12 protein-coding genes are annotated in these 12,551 nt (G+C 44.5%); 8 read left to right on the forward strand and 4 right to left on the reverse strand.

Going from position 1 to position 12,551, the window contains the following annotated elements; translation table 11 throughout:
- Positions 1–30 precede the first annotated feature (30 nt).
- Together MKY10_RS01635 and MKY10_RS01640 are read right to left on the reverse strand one after the other, a co-directional pair.
- Positions 31–1,095 carry a DUF4352 domain-containing protein gene (locus MKY10_RS01635; protein ID WP_003234750.1) on the reverse strand — a complete coding sequence of 355 codons (1,065 nt, stop codon included), beginning with the start codon at positions 1,093–1,095 and terminating at the stop codon, positions 31–33.
- Between the two features lie 22 nt (positions 1,096–1,117).
- On the reverse strand, positions 1,118–1,249 hold the full coding sequence (locus tag MKY10_RS01640; RefSeq protein WP_003246334.1) for a hypothetical protein: 132 nt from the start codon (positions 1,247–1,249) through the stop codon (positions 1,118–1,120).
- Between the two features lie 173 nt (positions 1,250–1,422).
- Between MKY10_RS01640 and MKY10_RS01645 the strand changes: the two genes are divergently transcribed.
- Entirely contained in the window at positions 1,423–2,844 is a 1,422-nt protein-coding gene (locus MKY10_RS01645) for a YcdB/YcdC domain-containing protein (RefSeq protein WP_015252890.1), read from the forward strand.
- A gap of 186 nt (positions 2,845–3,030) precedes the next feature.
- Entirely contained in the window at positions 3,031–4,392 is a 1,362-nt protein-coding gene (locus MKY10_RS01650) for a YcdB/YcdC domain-containing protein (protein WP_048654770.1), read from the forward strand.
- 7 nt (positions 4,393–4,399) lie between these two features.
- Here the strand turns inward: MKY10_RS01650 and cwlK are convergent, their stop codons facing one another.
- A complete protein-coding gene (gene cwlK / locus MKY10_RS01655) occupies positions 4,400–4,903 on the reverse strand; it encodes a peptidoglycan L-alanyl-D-glutamate endopeptidase CwlK (RefSeq protein ID WP_048654737.1) in 504 nt (167 codons plus the stop codon).
- Positions 4,904–5,025: 122 nt separating this feature from the next.
- Between cwlK and rapJ the strand changes: the two genes are divergently transcribed.
- From rapJ to znuB, 6 genes are all read left to right on the forward strand, one after another.
- Positions 5,026–6,147: a response regulator aspartate phosphatase RapJ gene (rapJ, locus tag MKY10_RS01660; RefSeq protein ID WP_048654738.1), complete on the forward strand. Its 1,122-nt coding sequence runs from the start codon at positions 5,026–5,028 to the stop codon at positions 6,145–6,147.
- 108 nt (positions 6,148–6,255) lie between these two features.
- Positions 6,256–7,032, forward strand: a complete 777-nt coding sequence (locus tag MKY10_RS01665) for an SDR family oxidoreductase (protein WP_048654739.1) — start codon at positions 6,256–6,258, stop codon at positions 7,030–7,032.
- 24 nt (positions 7,033–7,056) lie between these two features.
- The gene (locus MKY10_RS01670) at positions 7,057–8,742 is read left to right on the forward strand and encodes an alpha-glucosidase (RefSeq protein WP_048654740.1); all 1,686 of its coding nucleotides are present in this window, start codon (positions 7,057–7,059) and stop codon (positions 8,740–8,742) included.
- A 187-nt stretch (positions 8,743–8,929) separates the two neighbouring features.
- Positions 8,930–9,889, forward strand: coding sequence for a metal ABC transporter substrate-binding protein (locus MKY10_RS01675; RefSeq protein WP_003234733.1), 960 nt, complete (start codon positions 8,930–8,932; stop codon positions 9,887–9,889).
- A 54-nt stretch (positions 9,890–9,943) separates the two neighbouring features.
- On the forward strand, positions 9,944–10,639 hold the full coding sequence (znuC, locus tag MKY10_RS01680) for a zinc ABC transporter ATP-binding protein ZnuC (protein ID WP_014475714.1): 696 nt from the start codon (positions 9,944–9,946) through the stop codon (positions 10,637–10,639).
- Entirely contained in the window at positions 10,597–11,439 is an 843-nt protein-coding gene (znuB, locus tag MKY10_RS01685) for a zinc ABC transporter permease ZnuB (RefSeq protein ID WP_003246340.1), read from the forward strand. The genes znuC and znuB overlap by 43 nt, the downstream gene beginning before the upstream one ends.
- Positions 11,440–11,476: 37 nt before the next feature.
- On the opposite strand, the gene MKY10_RS01690 is transcribed toward znuB, so the two are convergent.
- Positions 11,477–12,472, reverse strand: coding sequence for an LLM class flavin-dependent oxidoreductase (locus MKY10_RS01690; protein WP_048654741.1), 996 nt, complete (start codon positions 12,470–12,472; stop codon positions 11,477–11,479).
- Positions 12,473–12,551 lie beyond the last annotated feature (79 nt).

Here is a 12,551-nt window from a genome sequence, read left to right on the forward strand (position 1 = left end):
TAGCCTCCGAGGCTATTTCCTTTTGGTGTTTTATTCTTTGATGAATGCTTCGACTAATTCTGCTGCTCTGTAATCATCCATATCAAGCTGCCATTGGTCGATGTCATTTTTCTTCATTTTTACTTCAACTGTTTTTTCAGATGAAGCAGGTCCAAGCTTTTTAAATTCCTCAGGGTAGACTTGAAGCGCGTATTTCACTGCCTCTTCATAGCTGGCACTAGAGTTTTTACTGTAGTAGTCTTTCACTTTGTCTTCGATACGGTCTGAAAGAGAAGATGCATCTACAGGTTTAACTGTGGCTTCAACAATTGCTTCGTCTTTAGAGATTGAAGTCGTTTTTGCCTGAATGGAAGAGTTTTTGCTTAATCCCTCTTTAATGCCGTTCACGATATTATCAAGCGCTTTGCTGTCCGCATATGTGCTGGAAAGGCCGGAAGCTGAGAGATAACCGTCTTTGGCTGATTCATTGAAATCATTTACAATTTCATTTTTGTTAGCGCCGGTGATTTTTTCGAAATCGGCGTTATCTTTGCCGAAAAGAAGGACATCAACATAAGCTGATAACGCTTTTGCAGAATCTTGGAGCTTATCTGCCGTCGCCAGGATTTTTTTGTCTTTTCCGTCAATTTTAAAAGTAACTGATTTTGGCTTTTTATCACCGTAAGATTCCGGCGTATAGTTGAGCTCGTATTGCTTGCCTTTATCTACAACGAAGAAAAGATTTCCTTCAACGGATTTGTCAGCGTTAATCGTGCTGCCTTGAAGCTTTTCGCTATAGTCTTCAGGGTCTGTGTCAGACATTTTGGTATCACCTTGATACAATGTGAAATCCATACTGTCTACATTCAGCGGGTCTTTTCCTGTGTTTTTCACCGCGACATTGACTTTTAACACAAGCTGGTCATCTGAAGTGGACTTATCATATTTAGACGGAAGTGTGTAAGAGACATCCTTGATTTTGACTTGAGCTATATCTGAGCTTTTTTCTGTTTCTGATTCTTTCTTCTCCGCGCTTGTTTTGCTGCCGGAACAAGCAGCTGTAAACATCATCAGCAGAAGAATTAGGAAAACAGCGTACGTTTTTTTCTGAAACATTCATTTTTCCTCCTCAAATGGTTTAGGAAAGGGGAGTCTTTTGTCTTTGAGAAATGGATCTTTTTGAATGGATTAGCATCATATAACCAAAAAAATCGGTTCTTTTCTCACGGTTTTCACCGGATTTTCTGGAAACTCCGCCCTCCTTTGTCATGAATGGACCTATAAAAAGTTACAACGGAATTAATTTTAAGATTATTAGCTTTTATATTGAATAGGTTCATCATCCTATTTTTGGTGAAAAATGTTCTGGTAAAACTGGTAAACTCAGAAAACTGTGTATTTTAGACTATTACTTTTTGATTAGTTGGAGGGAACTTAAGAAGGATGAAAGGGGCTGCCTTTGTGAAGAAAGAGGGACTGAAACAAAAAGCACTGGAAATCGGCCGGGTGCCGACACACTTAAAACTGGAAATTGAAGATTATGGCGGTGATGACAAAAGAGCCTATTTTTGTTGGAGAGATCCTCAGGATGAGAATATCGGCATTATCGTGGAACTTGGACCGGACGGGGAGCTGGAATCCCTTTCCTGTGATATTGAGCCTGAAATCGGAGAAAGGCTGTCTGAGGAGAAACTAGAGGATATCATGCGCCAATTTGTCGAGACTCATCATCCGGGGGCACTCTCTGCCTTTGTTCGTGAAGAAAATGACCGTGCATACGGCGATAAAGTGAGATTTTCATATGTTCAAATGGAGGCTGGGCTTCCTCTCCCCATGAGCGGATTTATGGCTGATGTTTCCTTATCAGGTGAGATCGTTTACTTCCGCTATTACGGCGAAGCGGGCAGCATCATCAAGCCAAAGAGGGTCGCGGATGTTGAAGAGGCACTTGCCTTTATCAAGAAGGACGTGGAGTTCGACCTTTTGTTTGAGGTTCTCCATCGTTCTGTTTACAAAAACGGAGATGATCAGCCGCATTTGGTGTATGAGCCTGAATGTAGGGCGATTACCGTACCTGCGGATTTGGTTCAAGAAGAACAAGGAGGAGTTGATGATGACGATAATTACAGGGAGCCTGAGAGCTTTCCTCTCCCTTTATTCGAGGGCATCCGCGAAAAGGCCGATCCTGACAGCATGATTGGTATTGAAAATGGGTTTGTCAAAGAGCGGGAAGCGGATTTGGGAGATGGGAGAATCGGAATCGTTTGGCGGAATCCGGATGACCCTGTGTATCAGCCGGCGGATAAAAGCATGGACAGCTGGTTTAAGGGACGGACTCATCAAGTGCTGAAAACCATCTATAACAAAGAAACCGGAAAACTCGAAGGCGTCATGTCATTTATGGAGGAAAAAGGGCCGCTGACAGTAACCTTGGCAGAGTGCGAAAAAATCGCGCTTCGCTTTCTGTTTGCTTTATTTCCGAATGCCGATCAATATTTTAGGATCAGATACGATGAAAAGGATGAAGAAGAAAACGCAGTCGCTGTTTTTACATTTGAAACGCATTGTCACGGAGTTCCGCTCCGTTTTGGGCAGATCAAAATTTGTGTCAGCCGCCAGACAAGGTATATCACCGTTTATATGGGACCAGATATTGACCCAAATGAGCTGGCAACCATTGATCCTGTGCCGGCCATTTCAGTTGAACAAGCCAAGGCTATCTTTTGGCAGCATTTTAAAGTTGAGCTTGGCTGGGAAAGAGAGTACGGAGATGATGAAGAACACAGCTACCGGCTCGTCTATAAGCCGGTGTATCCGCGTTTTATCGATGCACATACAGGAGAGCCTGTCTTCAGCTCATGGTAAAACAGCCAAAAGTCACGCAATTGCCTCAGGTATAGAAGAGAGTACGTGATGAAAGTAACAGAAAGAATCTCGAAAAACAATGACAATAATAGAAAAGGACCTTTCTTCACTTTAAAAGAAGAAAGGTCTTTTTATATAATAAACAGGATTCTCTTTGTCGTAGACTCTTTGAAAGGGATGACTTCATTGGTTAATACACAGCTGAAAAAGAAGGCGCAGGAGATCGGAAATGTACCGACGCATTATGAGCTTGAGATAGAAGATTATGGCCAAAAGCAAAAGAAGAACGGGCAGGCATATTTTATCTGGAAGAACCCTAAAGATCCGGAAAAGCACATTACAGTTGAACTTAGAAATGACGGCGCTTTGCTCACCTTTTCAACAACTGTCCGCTCCGAGACAGACAAACAACTTCCAGATGCCGAGCTGAAGCTGACGGCTCTTCAGTTTGCCGCTGCGAATCATCCCGGCACATTTATGAATTTTCATTCTCAAGGCAAGGAAGAACGGGGGCAGCACATCCGGTTTGTCTATACCAAAATGGAGCTGGGGCTTCCGATTCCCAATTCAGGCTTTTTAATTGATATGACACGCAGCGGTCAGATTGTCCACTTTCTATATTACGGGGAAGGGCATAAAGCCGAAGTTCCGACGGAATTTGTAGCAAAAGAGAAGGTTGTGTCCCATTACTTAAACACAATGTCTTTTGAGCTGATGTACGATGTCATTGATGGCGAACAGGAACCAAGTCTTGTTTATGAACCGATTCTCCCGGGATACAGCTATCCCGCAGATGTAGACGAAATTGTGCCCGACCAGCATATCGCAGATGAAAGAATAGAAAACACGGCGCCACTGCCGCCGCTTCAGAACAAGGAAGAAGTTGATATATTTGCCTTGCTGGGTTTTACCTCTGATATGCAGAAAGTCAGTGAAAGAGACTTTGGAGAACAAATTGGAAGCACATGGCGCAGGGGCGCTGCGCCGGAGCGTAAGGATTTAAGCATAGGAAGCTATTTTGAAACGAGAAATAAAAACACAATCAAAATGAAGACGGATAAAAGAACCGGAAAATTAAAAGCAGCGCTTTCTTTTATGGAGCGGCCGAACAACCGCCAATGCTCCACGGAAGAATGCCAAGAGATAGCGCTTCAATTTTTGTATGCCCTCTATCCGAGAGCGGCTGAGTTTTTCAGGGTGAATCCCGTCCGAATTGATGAAAGAGGGAGAGTCCGCAACCATTTTTCTGTCTGGTATAAAGGAGTGCCGCTGCGGTTCGGCGCTGCCCGCATCATTGTCAATCCGGAAACTGGGTTGATTGACGCTTTTATGGCGCCTGATATTGAACCTGAACAATTGGAAGCGATAAATCACAGGCCGGATGTTTCCGCTGAAGAAGCGAGAGAAGCGTTTTTAGCCGCTTTTGATGTGAAGCTGGAGTGGCAGCCTGACTTTACTGCAGGCAGTGACCAGCACTGCAAACTTGTCTATAAGCCGGTTTACCCTTCCTATATTGATGCGCACATAAGGAAAAAGAAAAGGCTGTGAGGGGTGTCTAGTTAGGAATCATCTCCAAGTGGGGAAAGTCCTTGAATCGTTTCCAATCCCCGCCCCATTCAAAACCGAGTGTCTTAGCGATCTCGACAACCTCCAGCCAATCTGACTTTTCGTTTTGATTGCCGTCATATTCCATATCCCATATGATGCTTCCATCCTTTTTTTGAAGGGCGAAATCAATCGCTAAACCATAGTTATGATACGATTCCCCTCCTCTTGCATAGGTGACAATATTCCCTTTTTTTGTACGTCCCTGTTTATATAATTCATCTTGTTCCTTAAAGGACCTGAATCCTTCAGTAATGACGACGGTAATGCCTTTATTCGCTGCAGCGGCTTTGAGTGCATCGGCATTCTGCTTCACAATCGGATGAAGATCCGAGGGGACAGGCATGTCCTGCAAGGCGTTTTGAGAATGCCATTCATGCCGAATATAACTAAAACAAAGATCTAGAAGAAATAGAATACATAAGATAACAAAGATTTTTGCGGGTAACTTCATATCGGTCTCACTTTCTCAAGATGTGCTGAATGTTAACGCTTTTAAGTGATTGACTCTCTCTAAAAGCGAACAGCTATGATAAAATATAACATAAATAGTAGCAGGAGGAAGGAGGCAGACCGATGAGAGCAAAGATTCCATCAGAAGAAGTAGCAGTAAAGCTGAATGAATGGTACAAGCTCATTCGCGCATTTGAAGCAGATCAAGCAGAAGCGTTAAAGCAGGAGATTGAATACGATTTAGAAGATATGGAAGAGAACCAGGACTTGCTTTTATATTTTTCTTTGATGGAATTCCGGCATCGAATCATGCTTGATAAGCTGATGCCGGTGAAAGACAGCGACACCAAGCCTCCGTTCTCTGATATGCTGAACGAAATTGAAAGCAATCAGCAAAAACTCACGGGCTTATTGGAATATTACTTTTATTATTTCAGAGGAATGTACGAATTCAAGCAGAAAAATTTCATATTAGCGATTGACCATTATAAACATGCCGAGGAGAAGCTCGAGTATGTCGAGGATGAGATCGAAAAAGCTGAGTTTCTTTTTAAAGTCGCAGAAGTGTATTATCACATCAAACAAACGTATTTTTCCATGAATTATGCGAGCCAGGCGCTTGATATCTATACGAAATATGAACTGTACGGTCGCCGCCGGGTTCAGTGTGAATTTATCATCGCCGGAAATTTGACTGATGTGTATCATCATGAAAAAGCACTGACCCACTTGTGCAGCGCTTTAGATCATGCCAGGCAGCTTGAAGAAGCATACATGATCGCCGCTGCCTATTATAATGTCGGACACTGTAAGTACAGTCTGGGTGATTACAAAGAAGCGGAGGGCTATTTCAAAACAGCCGCCGCCATTTTTGAGGAGCACAACTTTCAGCAAGCTGTTCAAGCTGTATTTTCACTGACCCATATCTACTGTAAAGAGGGAAAATACGACAAAGCAGTAGAGGCGTATGACCGCGGGATAAAGAGCGCGGCTGAATGGGAGGATGACATGTACTTGACGAAATTCCGCCTCATTCATGAGCTGTATCTTGGAAACGGTGACCTGAACGTGCTTACAGAATGCTTTGACCTGCTGGAATCCAGGCAGCTTCTTGCAGACGTCGAAGATCTGCTGCATGATACAGCGGAACGTTTCAATCAGCTGGAACATTACGAGTCCGCCGCTTTCTTTTACCGCAGGCTGATGAATATTAAAAAGAAGCTTGCCGAGCAGCGTTTTCAATAGGAAATGGCAGAGAACTACAGGTTCTCTGCTTTTTTTTGTGCTGTTTTCAACTCGGAAAAACAGGGTATTTTCCACTGCATAGTGAGAAATCAGAGGAGGATATCAAGTATGTACAAAGATTTAACCGGAAAAACAGCGATTGTGACAGGGTCTTCAAAAGGAATCGGGAAAGCCATTGCGGAACGGTTCGGACAGGAGAAAATGAATGTTGTTGTAAACTACCACAGCGACCCGTCTGGAGCCGATGAAACCCTGGAAATCATTAAGCAGAACGGAGGGAAAGCCGTCGCAGTTGAGGCGGACGTGTCAAAAGAAGAGGGGATTCAGGCGCTCTTGGACACAGCTTTAGAGCATTTCGGCACGCTCGATGTGATGGTAAACAACTCTGGTTTTAACGGCGTTGAGGCGATGCCGCATGAGATGAGTCTTGAAGATTGGCAGAGAGTGATTGATGTCAATGTTACCGGAACCTTTCTGGGAGCGAAAGCAGCACTTAACCACATGATGAAAAACAATATCAAGGGCAATGTGCTGAATATCTCAAGTGTTCATCAGCAGATTCCGCGCCCTGTCAACGTTCAGTATTCCACATCCAAAGGCGGCATCAAGATGATGACGGAAACGCTGGCGCTCAATTATGCGGATAAGGGAATCCGCGTCAATGCGATAGCGCCCGGCACCATTGCCACAGAATCAAATGTTGATACGAAAAAGGAAGAGAGCAGGCAAAAACAATTGAAAAAAATCCCGATGAAAGCCTTCGGAAAGCCTGAAGAAGTGGCGGCAGCAGCAGCTTGGCTCGTATCTGAGGAAGCAAGCTATGTGACCGGCGCAACACTTTTCGTCGACGGCGGAATGAAACTTTATCCATCTCAGCTTGAATAGAAGACAAAACAGGGGGATTGCGGGATGAAAACGGACTGGTGGAAGGATGCAGTGGTGTACCAAATTTACCCGAGAAGCTTTCAGGACAGCAATGGAGACGGAATTGGGGACTTGCGGGGGATTATTTCCCGTCTTGACTACATAAAGGAGCTCGGGGCAGATGTGATTTGGATTTGCCCGATCTATCCTTCTCCGAATGTTGATTACGGGTATGATGTGACAAACCATAAGGCGATTATGGATTCTTACGGAACAATGGACGATTTTCACGAGCTGCTGGACCAGGTGCATCAGCGGGGATTAAAGCTGGTGATGGACTTTGTGTTAAATCACACCTCGGTCGAGCATCCGTGGTTTAAAGAAGCGGAGCTGGACAAAAGCAGCAAATACCGCAGCTATTATTATTGGCGTCCCGGCACAAAGAACGGCCCGCCGACGGACTGGCTCTCAAACTATGGATGCCCGGTCTGGCAATACGAAGAGCACACCGGAGAATACTATCTCCATATGAATGCCGTCAAACAAGCTGATTTAAACTGGGAAAATCCCGAAGTTCGCCGGGCGGTGTATGACATGATGAAATTTTGGCTCGATAAAGGGGTCGACGGTTTGCGAATTGATCAGCTCCATCTCATTTCTAAGAAAGAATATCTTCCTTCGTATGAGGACTATATCAATCAGCAGGCAGAGCCGAAGCCCTTTCAGCCAAATGGCGAACGAATCCATGACTATTTAAAAGAAATGACAGATGAAGTGTTTTCCCAATATGATGTCATGTCTGTCGGAGAGGTCGGCAGTGTCACACCGGAAGAAGGCTTGAAATATACGGGAACAGATAAGCATGAGCTGAATATGATTTTTCACTTTCAGCATATGGAGCTTGATCAGCAGCCCGGAAAAGAACATTGGGATTTGAAGCCCCTTGAGCTTTCTGATTTAAAATCGGTTTTGACAAAATGGCAAAAGAAGCTTGAACATCAAGGCTGGAATACATTGTTTTGGTGCAACCACGACCAGCCCCGGATTGTGTCCAGATTCGGAGACGATGGGGAATACCGCAAAGCATCAGCGAAAATGCTGGCAGCCGTACTTTATTTTATGAAGGGCACGCCGTATATTTATCAGGGAGAAGAAATCGGGATGACAAACGCGCCGTTAACCCGGATTGAAGACTACAAAGATATCCAAACGATCAATATGTATCATAAACGGGTGTTTGAAAAAGGCTATGATCCAAATGATGTGATGAGATCGATCTTAGCCAAAAGCCGGGATCACGCCCGGACCCCGATGCAGTGGAACAGCGGCAAAAATGCCGGATTTACTGACGGCACGCCTTGGCTGAAGGTCAATCCGAACTTCACCGCAATCAATGTGGAGGAAGCGCAGGGAGATCCTGATTCTGTCTTAAACTATTACAAAAAGCTGATCAGCCTGAGAAAGCAGTACACTGACCTCATGAAAGGGAGCTTTGATCTTTTGCTTCCGGACGATCCGCAGTTGTTTGTATACATGAGAGAAGACAGTAAACAGCAGCTTTTGTCGGTCAATAATTTTTCAAAAGAGCAGGCTGTTTTTCAGTGGCCTAAGAACTGCGGCAAAGCTCAGGCCTCACTGCTTCTCAGCAATTATAACAACGATGATCTTGATGACGAAATGGTGTTCCGGCCTTATGAGAGCAGGGTCTATCTTCTGGACAAAACAAACTAATGATTGAAGTAGCCCGGCATTTTTAGCCGGGTTTTTTTAGTACATATATTCGCTCTGAAGGCGGGAAGAATAAATGAAAATGAAATTTATTCTTGCAAAACGTAATGACTTCGGTTTATTATGATATAGGATTACAAAATCGTTATCATTTTGATTTAAAGTTACTGAAAAAGAGGGGATATACGATATGTTTAAAAAATGGAGCGGTTTGTTTGTGATTGCAGCGTGCTTTTTATTGGTTGCAGCATGCGGCAACTCATCAACAAAAGGGTCGGCGGATTCAAAGGGTGATAAACTGCACGTTGTCACAACGTTCTACCCGATGTATGAATTCACAAAACAAATTGTAAAAGACAAAGGCGATGTGGATCTGTTAATCCCATCTTCCGTTGAACCGCATGATTGGGAACCGACGCCGAAAGACATTGCTAACATTCAGGATGCTGATTTGTTCGTTTATAATAGTGAATACATGGAGACATGGGTTCCGTCAGCTGAAAAAAGCATGGGCCAAGGCCATGCCGTTTTCGTTAATGCAAGCAAAGGTATTGATTTAATGGAAGGCTCTGAAGAAGAACACGAAGAGCATGATCATGGGGAGCATGAGCACAGTCATGCAATGGACCCTCACGTATGGCTCAGCCCTGTTCTGGCACAGAAGGAAGTTAAAAATATTACGGCGCAAATCGTGAAGCAGGACCCGGATAACAAAGAATACTATGAGAAAAATAGTAAAGAATATATTGCAAAACTGCAGGATCTTGATAAACTATATCGTACAACCGCAAAAAAAGCGGAGAAAAAAGAATTTATCACGCAGCATACAGCTTTTGGCTATCTGGCAAAAGAATACGGCTTGAAGCAGGTTCCGATTGCAGGGCTTTCACCTGACCAAGAACCGAGCGCAGCCAGCTTGGCAAAGCTGAAAACATATGCCAAAGAACATAATGTAAAAGTCATTTACTTTGAAGAAATTGCATCCTCAAAGGTCGCAGATACGCTCGCCAGTGAAATCGGCGCGAAGACAGAAGTGCTGAATACATTGGAAGGCTTGAGCAAAGAAGAACAGGATAAAGGTTTAGGGTATATCGACATTATGAAACAAAACCTCGATGCCCTGAAAGATTCACTATTGGTTAAATCATAAGATAGTGTGCGCCGGAGGGTGCACACTATTTCTTTGTGAGAAAGGAAGATTAACATGAATCTCGTCTCATTGAAAGATATCGTTTTCGGCTATTCCCATACGCCTGTTTTAGATAAAGTATCACTTGATATTGAAAGCGGTGAGTTCGTCGGCATCACTGGACCAAACGGCGCCTCTAAATCGACGCTCATAAAGGTAATGCTCGGCATGCTGAAACCGTGGGAAGGCACAGTGACGATCAGTAAAAGGAATACAGAAGGGAAACGCCTGACCATAGGGTACGTCCCGCAGCAAATTTCTTCATTTAATGCCGGCTTTCCGAGCACGGTGCTGGAGCTTGTTCAGTCAGGCCGCTATACAAAAGGGAAATGGTTTAAACGTTTAAATGAAGAAGATCATCTTGAAGTAGAAAAAGCACTGAAAATGGTGGAAATGTGGGAGCTCCGTCATCGTAAAATCGGTGATTTATCAGGCGGACAGAAACAGAAAATCTGTATCGCCAGAATGCTCGCCAGCAACCCGGATCTGCTGATGCTGGACGAACCGACGACAGCTGTTGATTACGACAGCAGAAAAGGATTTTACGAATTTATGCATCACCTTGTGAAAAATCACAACCGCACAGTTGTGATGGTTACTCACGAACAAAACGAAGTACAGCAATTTTTAGATAAAGTGATTCGATTAGAGAGAGGAGAAAAAGGCGGATGGAAATGTTTGACTTGGAATTCATGCGACGAGCTTTTCTAGCAGGCGGCATGATCGCCGTCATGGCTCCGATACTAGGAGTGTATCTCGTTCTCAGAAGACAGGCCTTAATGGCTGACACACTTTCACATATCTCATTGTCAGGTGTTGCCATCGGCTTTTTTCTCAGCACCAATATAACCGCAGCAAGCATAGTCGTCGTGACCATCGGCGCGATCGGAATTGAATACATGCGGCGGGCGTATCGGACTTATTCAGAAGTGTCCATTGCCATCTTAATGGCAGCTGGTTTGTCCTTCGCGATGTTTTTAATCAGCCTTTCCAAAGGCACAGCCAATATGAGCATCGATCAATACCTATTTGGATCGCTTGTGACAGTAAACCAGCAGCAGGTCTATATTATCAGTATTATCACACTGCTGATCCTGCTTTATTTTATTGTACTGAGAAGGCCGCTCTACCTGCTGACGTTTGATGAAGCTACAGCCAAAACATCGGGAATCAATACAAACGTTCTCTCGTTGTCATTCAGTATTGTCACAGGCCTTGCGATTTCAGTCATTATTCCGATCATCGGGGTCCTTCTTGTATCGGCCCTGCTCGTATTGCCGGCAGCCTTCGCCATCAGAATTGCAAAAGGCTTTAACATGGTTTTCATTACAGCCATACTCATTTCATTATTCAGCGTATTTACGGGACTGACATCATCCTATCAGCTCGGGACGCCGCCAGGTCCGTCTATTACCCTGCTATTGATCGTTTTGCTATTAATCGGATTTGCAGTTCAGGGAGTTTGGACGTTTATCAAAAAAGAAGCTCAGCGCAAAAAAAGAAGCCGATAACATGAAAAGCAGTTTTCCCTAGGGAAAACTGCTTTTTTTATAGAAACAATTCGGCAAGGCGCTCATAAGATTCTTTTTTCGCCTCAAAATCAAACACATTGCACAGAACCATGATTTCATTTGTTTCGTAGCAGCCTGTGAGGTCTAACAGCTGTTGTTTGACAGTGGTGGGAGAACCGATCACCATCCGCTTTCTGTTTTCTTCTATGAGTTTTTTATCGGACGCTGTATAGGGATGAGCTTTCGCTTCCTCGATGCTTGGCACGCGGCTGTCCAAGCCTTTTCCGACGCGAAGAAGCCACAGATCCTGGCTTAATGCGAGTTCTTCTGCCTCTTCATCTGTTTTTGCGCAAATGACAAAAATCGTAAACAGTGCGGATGGATTCGAAAAATGGGCTGAGGGCCGAAAGCTTTCCCGGTAGATGCGGAATGCATTTTCTCCTCGCTCGGGATTAATGAAATGCCCAAATACATATCCAATCCCCTGGTGCGCCGCGCGTCTTGCGCTGTTTTCACCAAGACCGAGCACCCATAGCTCGGGTGCCGTACCAATAAGGGGCGCCGCTTTGATTCCGGCATACGGATGGTCGGGAGGAAGGGAATCTGTTAGAAAATAAGAGACATCCTGCAGCTGTCTGTTAAATTCGGTTAAGCTTTTTTTCACCCCGTCCGTTAATGCAAGTCTGGTTTTTGTCGTGCCGCCGGGGGAGCGACCGACGCCGAGGTCAATCCGGTTTGGATACAGGGCCTCAAGCTGGCGAAAGGTTTCAGCCACTTTAAATGGGCTGTATTGGGGCAGAAGCACGCCGCCTGATCCGACACGAATGGTGTTTGTCTGTGCTGCGATGCGGGCGATCATGATTTCAGGCGCTGTGCTTGCCAGTCCTTTCGTGCTGTGATGCTCGGCAAACCAATAACGCTTATAGCCCCACTCTTCGCTTAATTGGGCAAGCTCAACCGAATGCTGGAGAGTTGTCACAGGGCTTTCTCCTTTAGAAACAGGTGCCTGATCAAGTATGCTTAAATGAATCAAAAGGCCGCTTCCTTTCTGTCTGTTTTTAGGTGGTGACACCAGAATAGGCAAAATGACTTGCCCGCGTCAAATGGTTTGT

It is taken from the genome of Bacillus sp. FSL P4-0290 (assembly GCF_037975435.1).
Lineage (GTDB): Bacteria > Bacillota > Bacilli > Bacillales > Bacillaceae > Bacillus > Bacillus subtilis.